The organism is Streptomyces sp. So13.3 (genome assembly GCF_005860785.2).
GTDB classification, from domain to species: domain Bacteria; phylum Actinomycetota; class Actinomycetes; order Streptomycetales; family Streptomycetaceae; genus Actinacidiphila; species Actinacidiphila fildesensis.
Genome location: NZ_CP048835.1, coordinates 3,199,534 through 3,214,730 on the forward strand (window position 1 = coordinate 3,199,534; position 15,197 = coordinate 3,214,730).

At 71.7% G+C, this 15,197-nt stretch carries 15 protein-coding genes and 1 pseudogene; 11 read left to right on the forward strand and 5 right to left on the reverse strand.

Features of this window, described 5'->3' with window-relative positions; genetic code table 11:
• Nucleotides 1-54: 54 nt before the first annotated feature.
• Entirely contained in the window at nt 55-1,029 is a 975-nt protein-coding gene (locus C8250_RS14525; protein WP_138356205.1) for a carbohydrate kinase family protein, read from the reverse strand.
• 188 nt (nt 1,030-1,217) lie between these two features.
• Here C8250_RS14525 and C8250_RS14530 point away from each other — a divergent pair, with 188 nt between their 5' ends.
• Entirely contained in the window at nt 1,218-1,436 is a 219-nt protein-coding gene (locus C8250_RS14530) for a hypothetical protein (protein WP_138356206.1), read from the forward strand.
• A gap of 94 nt (nt 1,437-1,530) precedes the next feature.
• Nucleotides 1,531-3,129 (forward strand): hypothetical protein, encoded by a 1,599-nt coding sequence (locus C8250_RS14535; RefSeq protein WP_198357147.1) that lies wholly within the window; start codon nt 1,531-1,533, stop codon nt 3,127-3,129.
• A gap of 93 nt (nt 3,130-3,222) precedes the next feature.
• Here the strand turns inward: C8250_RS14535 and C8250_RS14540 are convergent, their stop codons facing one another.
• Entirely contained in the window at nt 3,223-3,576 is a 354-nt protein-coding gene (locus C8250_RS14540) for an iron-sulfur cluster assembly accessory protein (RefSeq protein ID WP_138356207.1), read from the reverse strand.
• Nucleotides 3,577-3,808: 232 nt separating this feature from the next.
• On the opposite strand from C8250_RS14540, the gene nadA reads away from it, so the two are divergent.
• Nucleotides 3,809-4,990 carry a quinolinate synthase NadA gene (gene nadA / locus C8250_RS14545; RefSeq protein ID WP_138356208.1) on the forward strand — a complete coding sequence of 394 codons (1,182 nt, stop codon included), beginning with the start codon at nt 3,809-3,811 and terminating at the stop codon, nt 4,988-4,990.
• A 93-nt stretch (nt 4,991-5,083) separates the two neighbouring features.
• On the opposite strand, the gene C8250_RS14550 is transcribed toward nadA, so the two are convergent.
• Complete coding sequence (locus tag C8250_RS14550; RefSeq protein ID WP_138356209.1) at nt 5,084-5,362, reverse strand: hypothetical protein; 279 nt, start codon at nt 5,360-5,362, stop codon at nt 5,084-5,086.
• 64 nt (nt 5,363-5,426) lie between these two features.
• Complete coding sequence (locus C8250_RS14555) at nt 5,427-6,197, reverse strand: PspA/IM30 family protein (RefSeq protein ID WP_138356210.1); 771 nt, start codon at nt 6,195-6,197, stop codon at nt 5,427-5,429.
• 194 nt (nt 6,198-6,391) lie between these two features.
• Here C8250_RS14555 and C8250_RS14560 point away from each other — a divergent pair, with 194 nt between their 5' ends.
• The 3 genes and pseudogenes from C8250_RS14560 to C8250_RS14570 all read left to right on the forward strand — a co-directional run.
• On the forward strand, nt 6,392-6,979 hold the full coding sequence (locus tag C8250_RS14560) for a DUF3043 domain-containing protein (protein ID WP_138356211.1): 588 nt from the start codon (nt 6,392-6,394) through the stop codon (nt 6,977-6,979).
• Between the two features lie 86 nt (nt 6,980-7,065).
• The gene (locus tag C8250_RS14565; protein ID WP_138356212.1) at nt 7,066-7,767 is read left to right on the forward strand and encodes a methyltransferase domain-containing protein; all 702 of its coding nucleotides are present in this window, start codon (nt 7,066-7,068) and stop codon (nt 7,765-7,767) included.
• A gap of 5 nt (nt 7,768-7,772) precedes the next feature.
• Nucleotides 7,773-8,330: pseudogene (locus C8250_RS14570) on the forward strand (PDZ domain-containing protein); the annotation flags it as partial.
• Between the two features lie 231 nt (nt 8,331-8,561).
• Here the strand turns inward: C8250_RS14570 and C8250_RS14575 are convergent.
• Nucleotides 8,562-8,771 (reverse strand): hypothetical protein, encoded by a 210-nt coding sequence (locus C8250_RS14575; protein ID WP_138356213.1) that lies wholly within the window; start codon nt 8,769-8,771, stop codon nt 8,562-8,564.
• Between the two features lie 118 nt (nt 8,772-8,889).
• Between C8250_RS14575 and C8250_RS14580 the strand changes: the two genes are divergently transcribed.
• The 5 genes from C8250_RS14580 (at nt 8,890) to C8250_RS14600 (ending at nt 15,087) form a co-directional block, all read left to right on the forward strand.
• Complete coding sequence (locus tag C8250_RS14580; protein WP_187144839.1) at nt 8,890-10,095, forward strand: bifunctional adenosylcobinamide kinase/adenosylcobinamide-phosphate guanylyltransferase; 1,206 nt, start codon at nt 8,890-8,892, stop codon at nt 10,093-10,095.
• Between the two features lie 410 nt (nt 10,096-10,505).
• Nucleotides 10,506-11,654: a nicotinate-nucleotide--dimethylbenzimidazole phosphoribosyltransferase gene (gene cobT / locus C8250_RS14585; RefSeq protein ID WP_138353709.1), complete on the forward strand. Its 1,149-nt coding sequence runs from the start codon at nt 10,506-10,508 to the stop codon at nt 11,652-11,654.
• 112 nt (nt 11,655-11,766) lie between these two features.
• Nucleotides 11,767-13,539 carry a phosphatidylglycerol lysyltransferase domain-containing protein gene (locus C8250_RS14590; RefSeq protein ID WP_138353710.1) on the forward strand — a complete coding sequence of 591 codons (1,773 nt, stop codon included), beginning with the start codon at nt 11,767-11,769 and terminating at the stop codon, nt 13,537-13,539.
• Nucleotides 13,536-14,246 (forward strand): hypothetical protein, encoded by a 711-nt coding sequence (locus tag C8250_RS14595; protein ID WP_164296214.1) that lies wholly within the window; start codon nt 13,536-13,538, stop codon nt 14,244-14,246. The genes C8250_RS14590 and C8250_RS14595 overlap by 4 nt, the downstream gene beginning before the upstream one ends.
• 22 nt (nt 14,247-14,268) lie before the next feature.
• Nucleotides 14,269-15,087, forward strand: coding sequence for an adenosylcobinamide-GDP ribazoletransferase (locus tag C8250_RS14600; protein ID WP_138353711.1), 819 nt, complete (start codon nt 14,269-14,271; stop codon nt 15,085-15,087).
• Nucleotides 15,088-15,197 lie beyond the last annotated feature (110 nt).

Below are 15,197 nucleotides of genomic sequence, written 5' to 3' on the forward strand. Positions count from 1 at the left end.
CCCCAGGCCGGGCTGAAGGAATCAGCCCGGCCGGCGATCGAGGGAACGAAAGGGTCAGGCCAGGTGGGTCTTGACCTCGGCGGCGGCCTCGTGGCCGTAGGCCTTGGTGAAGCGGTCCATGAAGTGGCCGCGGCGCAGCTCGTACTCCTGGGTGCCGAGCGTCTCGATGACGAGGGTCGCCAGCATGCAGCCGAGCTGGGCGGAGCGCTCCAGCGACAGGTTCCAGTCCAGGCCCGCCAGGAAGCCGGCGCGGAACGCGTCGCCGACGCCGGTCGGGTCGACCTTCGCCTCTTCCTCGGCGCAGCCGACCTCGATCACCGGCTGGCCGACCCGCTCGATGCGGACGCCCTGCGCGCCGAGGGTGGTGATGCGGGTGCCGACCTTGGCGAGGATCTCTTCGCCGGTCCAGCCCGTCTTCGACTCGATGAGCGCCTTCTCGTACTCATTGGTGAAGAGGTACGTGGCGCCGTCCACGAGGAGGCGGATGTCCTCGCCGTCCATGCGGGCGAGCTGCTGCGAGGGGTCGGCCGCGAACGGGATGCCACGGCTGCGGCACTCCTGGGTGTGCCGGATCATCGCCTCGGGGTCGTCCGCGCCGATGAGGACCAGGTCCAGGCCGCCCACCCGGTCGGCGATCGGCTGCAGCTCGATCTGCCGGGCCTCGCTCATCGCGCCGGTGTAGAAGGACGCGATCTGGTTGTGGTCGGTGTCCGTGGTGCAGACGAAGCGCGCGGTGTGCAGCACCTCGGAGATGCGGACGGACGCGGTGTCGACGCCGTGCCGGTCCAGCCAGGCGCGGTACTCGGCGAAGTCGGAGCCCGCCGCGCCCACGAGGACCGGCCGGAGGCCGAGCACGCCCATGCCGAAGCAGATGTTCGGAGCGACTCCGCCGCGCCGGACATCGAGGTTGTCGACGAGGAAGGAGAGCGAGACCGTGTGCAGCTGGTCCGCGACCAGCTGGTCGGCGAAGCGGCCGGGGAAGGTCATCAGGTGATCGGTGGCGATGGATCCGGTGACAGCGATACGCACGACTGAATGCTCCTGCGGGGGCGGCGGCGAAGGTCGGCAAGGGCCGGAAGGAGGCCCTGGGCAACACGGAAAAGGCACAGCCATCGTATGGGGTGCGCCGCCGCGACCGGGAACCGGCCACCGGACACGGAGAAACTACCCGATAGTAGGGCTTACCCCTACCTGATCAAGTGCCTAGGGTCGAAGACATGGCTTCTACTTCGTCCCCACTGCCCCCCGTCGTCGAACCTGAATCCCGCTCCGAATCGCTCGCCGAACTGCTCGGCGACTGCCGTCGGATGGCGCCGCACTGGACGGTTCCCGCCCATGCGGCCCCACCGGTGGCCGCTCCGTCGAGCCTGCACGGAATCACCGTGCCGCTCGCGTCCGCGCACGTCGTGGACGGTATGGCGGAGTACGGCGCCTGATCCCGGCCGGTCGCGGAACCGCGCGGTGGGAACCGCGCGGGCTCCGGCTCCGTCACAGCTGCATCTGACGGTACGGAGCCGAGGGAGCAGCACGGTGAGCACCGAACGCAACGACGACACGATGGAGCATCCCGTCCCCCGCCGCCGCCTCAGGTCACCACTGGCCGTCGCCGCGATGGCCGCGGCGGTCCTGGTGGCTGGCGGCGGCGGGGCCTACTGGGCGACGGCGAACGCGGGCAGCAGCGCCCCCGACAAGAGCGAGAGCAAGGCACCCGCGCCACTGGCGCTGGACGGCGCCAGGACCGGGGTGGCAGCCGGCACGGACAGCGGCGCGGCGGCCCCCGCCGGGGCGCAGTACCAGGTCACGAAGCCGCTGCCGGCCGGTCCGAAGGCGGCACCGGTCTACCGGCCGCACGGGGACGTGACGCAGGCGGCCGTCGAGAAGCTGGCGAAGGCGCTGGATGTGCCCGGCCCCGTCAAGCTCGACCACGATTTCTGGCGGGCGGGCGGCACCCCGGACGGCAGCGGGCCGTTCCTGCAGGTCAACCGGTCGGGCGAGGGCAACTGGTCGTACTCCCGGCTCGGCCCGATCGCCAAGTGCTACCGCACCACGCCGATGAAGCCGGGGGTGCCGAGTGCTCCCAGCGCCGGCGGTCCCGACTCCCCGGTCTGCTCCGGCCCGCCGGTCGCCTCGGCCGACGGCGCGGGCGGTACCTCGACGTCGTCCTCCGGGCTGGCCGGCACGAGTGACGGCGCGGTCTCCGAGGACCGGGCGAAGCAGGCCGCGGCGCCCGCCCTGGCCGCTCTCGGACTGACCGGAGCCGCGGTGGACGCGAGTGAGACCGCCGGCGCGGTGCGCATGGTGAACGCCGACCCGGTGGTGGGCGGGCTGCCGACGCATGGCTGGCGCACCACCCTGCGGATCGGCGCGGACGGGCAGCTGAGCGGCGGCTACGGTCTGCTGGCGGCCCTCGACAAGGGCGACCAGTACCCGGTGATCGACGCGGCGCAGGCCCTGAAGCAGCTGGAGACCGGCGGAGCCGGCGGCACGGACCACGGGGTCGGCGGCACCTGCCCGGCACCGCTCCCGAAGGCGCCGACGGCACCGAGCGACGACAAGACGCTGCCGCAGTCGATGCCGTGTGTGCCGGCCGCCGAGCAGAAGCTGGAGGTCCGCGGCGTCACGTTCGGGCTGTCGGCCCAGTTCGTCTCGGGCGCGCGGGCACTGGTGCCGTCCTGGCTGTTCGACGTGGCACAGGCCGGAGTGGTGAAGGCGCACACGGTGGCACAGCCCGCCGTGGAGGCGCGCTACATCCAGCAGACGGCGCCGGGCACGGGACTGCCGAGTGAGCCGGGCGGTCCGGGTACGACCGCGCCGACGCAGCCCGCCGACCCCGGGCAGCCCGCCGACCCGAACGCGCCCAAGAAGCAGAAGGCCGTCTCGTACACCGTGCGCGGCAACGTCCTGGAGCTGCACTTCTGGGCCGGTGTCTGCTCTACCTACGCGGCGACCGCCGAGGAGTCCGACGCGGCGGTGACCGTGCGGATCACGGGGATGCACGACCCGGCCGTGCGGGGGATGTGCATCATGATCGCGAAGGACACCACCAGGACCGTGCAGCTGGCCAAGCCGCTCGGTGACCGCAAGGTCGTCGACCTGTACGACGGCACCGTCGTGCCGCTGCGGAAGTAGCCGGACAGGTTCCGGGCGGACCGGTTCCCAGCGGGCCGCGGAACGACGAAGGCGGCGGTCACCCTCTCGGGTGGCCGCCGCCTTCGCGTGCGATCAGTGGAACGAATCGCCGCAGGCGCAGGAGCCGGTGGCGTTCGGGTTGTCGATCGTGAAGCCCTGCTTCTCGATCGTGTCCACGAAGTCGATGGAGGCGCCGCCCAGGTACGGGGCGCTCATGCGGTCGGTGACGACCTTCACACCGTCGAAGTCCTTCACGACATCGCCGTCGAGCGAACGCTCGTCGAAGAACAGCTGGTAGCGCAGACCGGAGCAGCCACCGGGCTGAACGGCGACGCGCAGCGCCAGGTCCTCGCGGCCTTCCTGCTCGAGCAAGCCCTTGACCTTGGCCGCGGCGGAATCCGACAGGAGAAGTCCGTCGTTCGCGGTGGTCTCGTCCTGAACCGTCATCTGCTTCACTCCCGGGTTGTTCGGACTGCTGCCACCGACTGGTAACCGATGACCCCCCGGATTCATTCCGGGTCCGATACGTCTTTCCGCCAACAATGCTCGCACACCGGAGGCCGGGAACGGAATGCGTCACATTGACGCGACCCCCATCGTCAATCTGACACGAACGGGCTATCATAGATAACGTCAGGTAGACGAAAAGGCTGTGCTGCACAGAAAGGGCTCCGGGCCCGTGACCACCACAGAACCGCTGGATGTGCTGGATGTTCAGCCCACGCCGCTCGCCCTGCTGCTGCTCGGGCGGGAGTCCGATCCCCGTAGCGAGCGCGGAGTTGACTGCCCCGGCGACCTGCCGGCCGCGTCCGACCCCGACCTGGTCGAGCGCGCCCGCGCCGCCAAGGCGAAGCTCGGGAGCAAGGTCTTCATCCTGGGCCACCACTACCAGCGCGACGAAGTCATCGAGTTCGCCGATGTGACCGGTGACTCCTTCAAACTCGCGCGGGACGCCGCCGCGCGCCCGGAGGCCGAGTACATCGTCTTCTGCGGTGTGCACTTCATGGCCGAGTCCGCGGACATCCTCACGTCCGGCAAGCAGGCCGTGATCCTCCCGGACCTGGCGGCCGGCTGCTCGATGGCCGACATGGCCACCGCCGAGCAGGTCGCCGAGTGCTGGGACGTGCTGACCGAGGCGGGCGTGGCCGAGGCCACCGTCCCCGTCTCCTACATGAACTCCTCCGCCGACATCAAGGCCTTCACCGGCCGGCACGGCGGCACGATCTGCACGTCCTCGAACGCCGAGCGCGCGCTGGAGTGGGCGTTCTCACAGGGCGAGAAGGTGCTCTTCCTTCCCGACCAGCACCTGGGGCGCAACACCGCGGTACGCGATCTGGGCCTGTCGCTCGACGACTGCGTCCTCTACAACCCGCACAAGCCGAACGGCGGCCTGACCGTCCAGCAGCTGCGCGACGCCAAGATGATCCTGTGGCGCGGCCACTGCTCCGTGCACGGCCGCTTCTCGATCGAGTCGGTCGAGGACGTCCGCGCACGGATCCCCGGGGTCAATGTGCTGGTGCACCCCGAGTGCAAGCACGAGGTCGTCTCCGCCGCCGACTACGTCGGCTCGACGGAGTACATCATCAAGGCGCTGGACGCGGCCCCGGCCGGCTCCGCGTGGGCGATCGGCACCGAGCTGAACCTGGTCCGCCGGCTCGCCAAGGCGCACCCGGACAAGCAGATCGTCTTCCTCGACAAGACCGTCTGCTTCTGCTCGACGATGAACCGCATCGACCTGCCGCACCTGGTGTGGACCCTGGAGTCGCTGGCGGACGGCAAGCTCGTCAACCGCATCCAGGTGGACGAGGAGACCGAGCGGTTCGCCAAGCTGGCCCTGGAGCAGATGCTGGCGCTGCCGTAAGGCCCGGTAACGCTGAACGGGCGGGCCGGAACCCTGAGGGTTCCGGCCCGCCCGTTCATGAGCGGTACGAGGTGCGAGGTGCGATCGCGCGGCTCAGCTCGGGATGAGCCCGTCGTCGCCGAGCATCTCCCGGACCTCCGTGAGGGAGGCGTCGGGAGACGGCAGGATCAGCTCCGACGGCTCCAGGGAGGCGTCGGGCAGCGGTTCGCCCAGTTCCCGTACGGCGTCGAGCAGGGCTCCCAGCGTCTTGCGGAAGCCTTCCTCGTCACCGCTCTCGATCTGGGCGAGCAGTTCGTCGTCCAGCACGTTGAGGCGGGTGAGATGGCTGTCGGCCACCTTCACCTGCCCCTCCCCCATGATCCTGACGATCATGACGGCGCCTCCTAGTCGGTTCGGCTACGGCCCGGCGGTTGTCCTGCGTCACTGCTGTCCTGCGTTACTGCTTGTCCATCCGCGGCTTGTCCTCGGGCTGCTTTCCGCCCTCGATGGCCTGCTGCGGAGTGCCACCGGCCAGTTCGGCCTTCATCCGGGCCAGCTCCAGCTCGACGTCCGTACCACCGGACAGCCGGTCCAGCTCGGCCTGGATGTCGTCCTTCTGCAGGCCGCTCTGGTCGTCCAGGGCGCCGGACGCCATCAGCTCGTCGAGGGCACCGGCCCGCGCGCGCAGCTGCTCGGTCTTGTCCTCGGCGCGCTGGATCGCCATGCCGACGTCGCCCATCTCCTCGGAGATGCCGGAGAACGCCTCGCCGATCTTGGTCTGGGCCTGGGCGGCCGTGTACGTGGCCTTGATGGTCTCCTTCTTGGTGCGGAAGGCGTCCACCTTGGCCTGCAGCCGCTGCGACGCGAGAGTGAGCTTCTCCTCCTCGCCCTGCAACGTCTGGTGCTGCGTCTCCAGGTCCGTGACCTGCTGCTGCAGCGCGGCCCGGCGCGACAGCGCCTCACGGGCCAGATCCTCACGACCCAGCGCCAGCGCCTTGCGGCCCTGGTCCTCGTAGGTCGACGACTTCTTCTGCAGCTCGTTCAGCTGCAGCTCCAGGCGCTTGCGCGAGGTGGCGACATCGGCCACACCCCGACGTACCTTCTGCAGCAGTTCCAGCTGCTTCTGGTACGAGTAGTCAAGCGTCTCGCGCGGGTCCTCGGCCCTGTCCAGGGCCTTGTTGGCCTTCGCGCGGAAAATCAATCCCATCCGCTTCATGACACCGCTCATGGGCCTCGCGCGCCCCCTTCTCGGACTACAGCTCCAGCACCTCTACAGACCCCACAGTACGGGCCCTGGTTCCATTACCGCACTGTTCGGCGACGGATGCGCTCCTCCCTAGGGACGATCACGGTTCGGTGACCTAAGGCCCAAGGAGTAGGTGAAGGCTGGGGTTCCCGCCCCGGGGCACGTAACCTGGAGTCGTGTTCCGACGTCGTTCCCCAGATGAGCAGGCCTCAACCACCACGGTGCTTGAGGACCAGCCCCGCGACCCGCAGGCTCCCAAGGGTCGCCCCACGCCCAAGCGCAACGAGGCCCAGGGCCAGCGCCGCACCCGTGCCGTCGTGCCGACCGACCGCAAGGCCGCCGGCAAGCAGGCACGCGAAGCGCGCCGTGCCGAGATGGCCAAGCAGCGCGAAGCGCTGGCCGGTGGCGACGAGCGCTACCTGCCCGCACGAGACAAGGGACCGGTGCGCAAGTTCGTCCGGGACTATGTCGACTCGCGCTACCGCGTCGCGGAGTTCTTCCTTCCGCTCGCGGTGGTCATCCTCGTCCTGAGCATGATCCAGAACACTCAGCTGCGGAACCTCTCGCTGCTGCTGTGGATGGTCGTGATCGTCCTGATCCTGGTCGACTCCGTCATCACGACGATCCTGCTGCGTAAGCAGCTGCGCACCCGCTTCCCCGACAAGAACCTGCGCGGTGCGGTGGCGTACGCCCTGATGCGGACGCTCCAGATGCGCCGGCTGCGGCTGCCGAAGCCGATGGTCAAGCGCGGCGTGAAGCTCTGAGCACCGGCAGATCCGGGTTCGAGGGCGGCGCGGCCGGCTGGCTGGGCGGTCTCGGCGGGCTGCGCAACGTCGTCCGCCAGGAACTGGTGGCTCGGCAGCTCGACGAGCAGATAACGGCGCGCTTCGCCGTGGGCCGCCGGCTGCGGGTGCTCGACGTCGGCCCCGGCCAGGGCACCCAGGCGCTCCGGCTGGCCCGCGCGGGGCACCAGGTCACCGGCCTGGAGTCCGACCCGGAGATGCTCGACGCGCTGCGCACCGCGCTGGCCGTCGAACCGGAGGGCATACGCGAGCGGGTCTCCCTGATCGCGGGCGACGGCCGGGAGACCGGCCGGCACTTCGGCCCCGGCAGCTTCGACCTCGTGCTCTGCCACGGCGTGCTGATGTACATGCCCGAGCCCGACCCGATGCTGGCCGCGCTGGCCCGGGTGCTGGCGCCCGGCGGTCTGCTGTCGCTGCTCGTACGCAACGCCGACGCGCTGGCCATGCGGCCGGGGCTGCTCGGCGACTGGCCAGCAGCGCTCGACGCCTTCGGCAGCGACACGTACACCAACCGGATCGGCCTCGACGTGCGCGCCGACCGCCGGGAGGCCGTGACCGCGACCCTCAACGGGCTGGGCACCCCGGTGCACTCCTGGTACGGGGTCCGGGTCCTCACCGACGCCGCACCGAACGACGCGCCGGTACCGGCGGATCTCGAACCGCTGCTGGCCGCCGAGGAACAGGCCGGGCGGACGGACCCGTACCGCGCCGTGGCGGCACTGCTGCACCTGTGCGGGGTACGCGCCTAGGGCGTGTTTCGGCCGTCGGCCGGACCGTCGGCGAAGGCAGTGAGAGCGACGGCGGCACCGGGGCCACGATCGCGAACATGGTGCAGACCTCGGCCGCGATCAACCCCGGCAACAGCGGCGGCGCCCTGGTGAACCTCGACAACGAGGTCATCGGCATCCCGACCCTGGCCGCCACCGATCCCCAGATGGGCGCGGGAGCGGCGCCGGGCATCGGCTTCGCGATCCCGGCCGCGACCGTCACCGACATCGCCGGCCAGATCATCAAGGACGGCCGCGTCACCGACTCCGGCCGCGCCGCCCTCGGCATCACCGCCCGCACCGTGGTCGGCGACGACCTCCAGCCGTCCGGCGTCGCCGTGGTCTCGGTAACGGGCGGCGGAGCCGCCGCGAAGGCGGGACTCAAGGCGGGCGACGTCATCACCAAGATCGACCCAACCGGGATCTCGACGCTGCAGTCCCTGACGGAGGCACTGGCGGCCCACAAGCCGGGCGACAAGGTCCAGGTGACGTACGAGCGTGGCGGGGCCACGAAGACGGCGGAGGTCACGCTGGGGTCGGTCTGACTCGTCAGGCGTGCCACAGCCGGTGCCCGGATCCCCGGCGCTATCCGCACGTGGCGCGGGCCCGTCACCCATTCCCCACCGGGGCCTGGACGCGAGGGGCCGGGATCGCAGTTGGGGGCACCCCCGGCCGAAGGTTGGGGGACCGTAAATAGTCGATTTCGGACCCCCGCGCCGGAGAGCCCGGCCCCGACCCCGAAGCGGCCGGTACCGAACCCCCCGCGCGCTACGCCGCTATTCCTCGTTCCCGTGCAGGCTCATCGGGCCGTAGATCTTGGTCTCCCCGTCGAAGAGCACGACCTGGTCCGCGCCGCCCTCCACCAGGTCCTTCCAGAGCTCACCGATCCAGGACTCCGCATCCCCCTGCGTCGTGAACTCCTCCGGCTGCACCGCGGGCGCAACCTCGGTGCCGTCGGCCTTCTCGAACCGCCACGTCCACGCCATGTATTTCTCCTCGGTCCTCGGTCCACAGCTGCTGCTGTCCGTCGTGTGCCTGTCCCGCAGGGTAACCGCATGGCGGACCCGGCGAGCCCGCCGTACGCGGACGCGAGACGATCGGGGGGTGGAACTGACACTGCTCGGCACCGGAGGCCCCGAGGGCCTGCCCCTGCCCGACTGCCCCTGCGCCTCCTGTGCGGACGCCATCGGCGACCGCGACGGGCCGCGCGCCGCGACCGCCGTCCTCGTGGACGGCGTGCTGCTGCTCGACCTCACCCCCGGGCTGGCCTTCGCCGCCGCCCGTTCCGGGCACTCCCTCGGCGGCGTGCGGCAGGCACTGCTGTCCCACCCGCACGACGGGCCCGCGGTGGAGATCCCCGTCGGCCTGCCGGCACCGGGCCGCGTCCCCGACGGTCAGGAGCTGACGCTCCTGACCGGGCACCGGGTACGCGCCGTCCCCACGGACGCGCCCGGCACCGGCTACGAGATCGAGGGGCCGGACGGGATGAAGGCCCTCTATTTGCCACCGGGCTGCGCCCCCGCCGGGGTCCAGGAGGCCGCCGCACCGTACAACGTGGTGCTGTTCGACGCGGTCGACCGGCCCGACGCGCTGGGCAGGCTGCGCGCCGCCGGCGCCGTGGGCCCGACCACCGACGTCGTCGCCGTGCACATCGACCACAGCGCGCCGCCCGGCGCCGAGCTGCGGCGCCGGCTCGCCGCGCTGGGCGTGCGCGCCGTCCCCGACGGCACCACGCTGGTCGCCGGCGACTACCACGACGTACCGGACGTGCCCCGCCGCACGCTGGTGCTCGGTGGCGCCCGCTCCGGCAAGTCCGCCGAGGCGGAACGGCGGCTCGCCGCGTTCTCCGACGTCCTGTACGTGGCCACCGGCGGCACCCGCGAGGGCGACCAGGAGTGGGCGCGCCGCGTCGCGCTGCACCGCGACCGCCGGCCCGGTACGTGGGCGACGCAGGAGACCTGCGACCTGGTGCCGCTGCTCGCCGTGGACGGCGCGCCGCTGCTCATCGACTGCCTGGCGCTGTGGCTGACGTCCGCGATGGACTCCGTCGGCGCCTGGGACGACGAGCAGTGGTCGTCGGGCGGCGAACGCGAACTGCACGCCCGGGTCGCCGAGTTGACGGCGGCGTGGCGGGCGACGCGGCGCACGGTGGTCGCGGTGAGCAATGAGGTGGGTTCGGGGGTGGTTCCGGGGACGGCGTCGGGGCGCCGGTTCAGGGACGAGTTGGGGCGGTTGAACGCCGCTGTTGCGGGAGAGTCCGAGCAGGTGCTTCTTGTGGTGGCGGGTCAGGCGGTTTCGCTGCGCGGCTGATGGGGCTGTGTCCTGGTCGGGGCCGGGCTCTCCGGCAGGGGGGTCCGAAATCGACTATTTACGGGCCTGGCGGCCCACAAATAGCTCGGCAGCATTTCGGACCCCCCTGCCTGCGATCCCGGCCCCTCGCGTTCACGCCCCGGTGGGGGTTGGGTGACAGGCCCGCGCCACGTGCGGGTAGCGCCGGCCCTTCGCGTTCACGCCCCGGTGGGGGTTGGGTGACGGGCCCGCGCCACGTGCGGGTTGGGGGTGGGAACTCCGGGCCGCCGCCGGTCGATCCCGCGCCAAACGCAGGCGACCCTGCGGCCCGCACCCCCACGGCCGGAGGTTAACCGCGCCCGCGCGGCCCCTGCGGCCCGCGGCAGGCGCCCGCTTCCCTGGCCCGAGGCGCAGCCGGTACTGTGCGGCGAATGAGCGGCCTGAATCTCGATGACTTCGGCTCCCTGGTGGAGCGTCCCGACGCCGGTGTGCGGCGTGACGCGCAAGACCGGTGGCAGCGTCTGGTGAGCCCTCCGGGGGCTCTCGGCAAGCCCGCGGAGCTGGCCGAGTGGCTGTCGGCCGCTCAGGGGCGGGTTCCGGCGCGGCCGATCGCCCGGCCACGGGTGCTGTTGTTCGCCGGGGACCACGGGGTCGCGAGCCTGCGCGTCTCGGCGCATGAGGCCGGTACGGCCGTGGCGCTGGTCCGGGCGGTGCTCGACGGTGGGGCGCCGGTGAATGTGCTGGCGCGTCAGTTCGGGGCGCAGGTCCGCGTGATCGACATGGGCCTGGACTGCGATCCGGCGGAGCTGCCGGCCGAGGTCACCGCGCACCGGGTGCGCCGCGGCTCGGGGCGGGTGGACGTGGAGGACGCGCTCACCGTCGAGGAGGCCGAACTGGCGTTCCGCGCGGGCATGGCCATCGCCGACGAGGAGGCCGACTCCGGTACCGACCTCGTACTGCTCGGTGACATCAGCGTCGGTGGCACCACGGCCGCCGGCATTCTCGTGGCGGCGCTGTGCGGTACGGACGCCTCTGTGGTGACCGGCCGCGGCTCCGGGATCGACGACCTGGCGTGGATGCGCAAGTGCGCGGCGATCCGTGACGGGCTGCGCCGGGCCCGGCCGGTCCTGGGCGACCAGCTCGAACTGCTGGCCGCGAGCGGTGGCGCGGACCTCGCCGCGATGACGGGCTTCCTGCTGCAGGCCGCCGTGCGCAAGCTGCCCGTCGTGCTGGACGGTGTCGTCTCCGCGGCCTGTGCGCTGGTCGCGCAGCGTGTGGCGTTCCGGGCTCCCGACTGGTGGCTGGCGGGCCAGGCGAGTGGTGAGCCGGGGCAGGCCAAGGCTCTGGACCGGCTCTCCATCGAGCCGCTGCTCGACCACGGCGTACGGCTCGGCCAGGGCACCGGCGCGCTGCTCGCGCTGCCGCTGCTGCAGGCCGCGGCGGCGCTGGCGGCGGAGTTGCCGGACGTGTCGGGCGAGCCGGTGGTGGAGCGGGCCCCGGAACCCGTCACGGAACCTGTCGCCGTCACGTCGGAGGAGCCGCCCGCGGACCCGCCCCGCGAGGCGGCCGACACTCCGTAGAGCGCCGTTCCGCCCGCCCTCCGGGGTGGGCTCCGCGGGGCGTAGCCGGATCCGGCCACCGCCCCTGCGACGAGGATCCGGACATTCCGTCATAAGATCCACAACCATGGGAATGGGCAGCACGACACCGGGTCGCACACCGCAGGACGGGGAGGGCCGTCCGCATGTCTGGGGGCAGCGCTCCGCCGCCTACGCCGTCTGGTATCTGCGGGCTGTCGCCTTCCTCAACTTCCTCGGGGCGGTGTGGGTCTCCTTCGGAGCCGACATCCGGCGCCACAACATCGAGGACCTCTTCACCCCGTATCTGCTGACCGCGGGCTTCACCACGGGTGTGTTCGCGCTCTTCTTCGCCATCACCATGCGGCGCCGCAAACGGGCCGCGTGGGTGCTCAATCTCGTGCTGAGCGGGCTGTTCCTGCTGGTGCTGGCGCTGACGATGGGCTTCGCCGAGTACCGGGGCCACGTCCAGAACTGGATCACCCTGGGCCTGACCGGCTCCTTCGTCGCCGCCCTGCTGGTCGGCCGCCGTGAGTTCCGGGCCAAGGGCGACCGCTCCAATCCGAAGCACGCGATCCTGACCGCCGTCGGCGGCCTCATCGTGGGCTCGCTGATCAGCGCGCTGCTGGTCACCGCGACCAACAGCGAACACGGCTCGGACTTCGGCGCCAGCTTCCGTTACGCGATCATGCGCATGATCGCGCTCGACCCGAATGACGACAATTACGCGAACATCTCAACGCCCGGGTGGGTGGATGTCGTCATCAACGTCATGAGTGCGTTGCTCTTCCTGCTCGTGCTGTACGTGGCGTTCCGCTCGCCGCGCGGCCGGGCACTGCTCGGCCCGGAGGACGAGGCCAAGCTGCGCGGGCTCCTGGACCGCTACGGCGACCGGGACTCGCTCGGCTACTTCGCGCTGCGCCGCGACAAGAGCGTCATCTGGTCGCCGAGCGAGAAGTCCGCGATCGCGTACCGGGTCGTCGGGGAGGTGTCGCTGGCGTCCGGGGATCCGATCGGCGACCCCGAGGCGTGGCCCGGCGCCATCGACGCCTGGCTCGCCGAGGCCCGCGAGCACGCCTGGGTGCCCGCGGTGATGGGCGCGAGCGAGGAAGCGGGCGTGATCTACGCCAGGCACGGCCTGGACGCCCTGGAGATCGGGGACGAGGCGATCGTCGAGACCGCCGAGTTCACCCTGGACGGCCGCGCCATGCGGACCGTGCGGCAGGCGTACAACCGCGTCAAGCGGACCGGCTACACCGTCCGGATGCGCCGGCACGACGACATCCCCGCGGACGAGATGGACGCGATGCTGGAGCGCGCCGACGCCTGGCGCGACGGGGAGACGGAGCGCGGGTTCTCGATGGCGCTCGGCCGGCTCGGCGACCCCGCCGACGGGCGCTGCGTCATGGTCGAGTGCCACGACGGCGAGGGTGTGCCGCGCGCGCTGCTGAGCTTTGTCCCGTGGGGTCCGCAGGGGCTGTCGCTGGATCTGATGCGCCGCGACCGCGACTCCGAGAACGGGCTGATCGAGTTCATGGTCATCGAGCTGATCCAGCGCGCCGACGAGGTGGGCGTGCGGCAGATCTCGCTGAACTTCGCGATGTTCCGCTCGGTGTTCGAACGCGGCTCGAGGCTGGGCGCCGGGCCGGTGCTGCGGTTCTGGCGCTCCCTGCTGACGTTCTTCTCGCGCTGGTGGCAGATCGAGTCGCTGTACCGGGCCAACGCCAAGTACCGGCCCATCTGGGAGCCGCGGTATCTGCTGTTCGGCAAGAGCAGCGAGCTGCCGCGGATCGGAATCGCCAGTGCCCGGGCCGAGGGCTTCCTCGAAGCGCCGCGGCTGCCGTCCCCGCTGCGCAGACGCGACCGAGAGCGGACCGCTGCCAGGTGAGCCCCTTCAACAAGCGCCTTCGCGACTTCGCATACGTCGAATGGGGCGGAATCTCCCGAGATGTGTGGTTCGAGCTGCGGACGAAGAAGCTCCGCGCGATCCCACTGACCCTCTCCGCGTGCCTGTCCATCCTGACCCTTCAGGTGATCCAGCACTCCGGGAGCACCGGCACGGAGTGGGTCAACCGGCTCGGCGGCGTCTACGCGACGCTCCCGTGGTGGAAGGCGCTGCTGCGCACGCCCCTCTCGCTCTTCGTCCCCGACCCGTCGCTGCCGGTGTGGGGGCTGATCGCCCAGGTCGTCTTCATGTTCGGCATCGCCGAGATGACGGTCGGCAGGCGGCACACCCTCGGCATCGGGCTCCTCGCGACGCTCGCCGGCACGTCGTTCGCCCGCTACTCGCTCGCGGTCGGCCCCGACGGCTTCCTCGGGCTCCCGGTCTCCACCCTCGTCGTGCGCGACACCGGCCCGTCGGCGGCGGTCGTCGCCCTCGGGGTGTACGTGGCCTGCCGCTACCGCGCCTGGTGGACGGGGGGCGCGCTGATCCTCGCGATGCTCGTCGAGGTCGTCTTCATCGTGAACCTCGCGGGCTTCGAGCATCTGACGGCGATCGTGGCGACGCTGCTGCTGTGCGCCCTGGAGGGCCACCTCCGGCGGCGCCGGGAGGCGGAGCTCCATCGGGAGTCACCGCGGCAGCCCTCGGGTTAGCCGCCCGGGGTAGCCTCACGCGGTGACCGACTCCGCCGAGCCCTCGAAGGCCGGACCCGCGCCCGCCGCCTCCGTCGCGGACGCGCTCCGCTTCGCCTTCGGCACCCTCACCGCGCTGCCGGTGACCGTCACCCGCTGGGACCGGTCCGCCGCGCGCGGCGGGATGCTGTGCGCGCCGGTCGTCGGGGCGGTGGTGGGCCTGTGTGCCGCCGCGGTCGGCGGACTGCTGCTGCTCCTGGACGCGTCCCCGCTGCTCGCCGCCGTCGCCACCGCGGCCGTGCCCGCCGCCCTGACCCGCGGTCTGCACCTGGACGGCCTGGCCGACACCGCCGACGGGCTCGGCAGCGCCAAGCCCGCCGAGGACGCCCTGCGGATCATGAAGCAGTCGGACATCGGGCCCTTCGGCGTCCTGACGCTGCTCTTCGTCCTCCTCGCCCAGGTCGCCTGCCTCGCCGCCCTCTACGCCGACAGCTGGTCCCACGGCGCCGCCGCGGCCGCCGTCTCCGCCGTGGTGGCCCGTACCGCCATGACCCTGGCCTGCCGCGACGGCGTGCCCCCGGCCCGCCCCGACGGCCTGGGCGCCGCCGTGGCCGGAGCGGTCCCGCTCCGCATCGCGGCCCTCACCGCGGCCGGCACCCTCGTGGTCGCGGCGGCGGCCGGCGCCCTCTTCGGCCTCTCCCCCGCCCTCCACTTCGCCCTGGCCGCCCTCCTCGCCCTCATCACGGCCGAACTCCTCCTCCGCCACTGCCGCACCCGCTTCGGCGGCATCACGGGCGACGTCTTCGGCGCCCTGGCCGAAACGGCGGCGACGGCGGTTCTGGTCGTCCTGTCCCTGGGCTGACGACGGCATCGCCGGGTGCTGTCGCACCAGGCGCCATGGAAGCGTCTGTGGCGGAAGTGAAAGGATCGCTCGGACAGAGGCGAATCACGGGGGTTAGACAGTGGCGAATC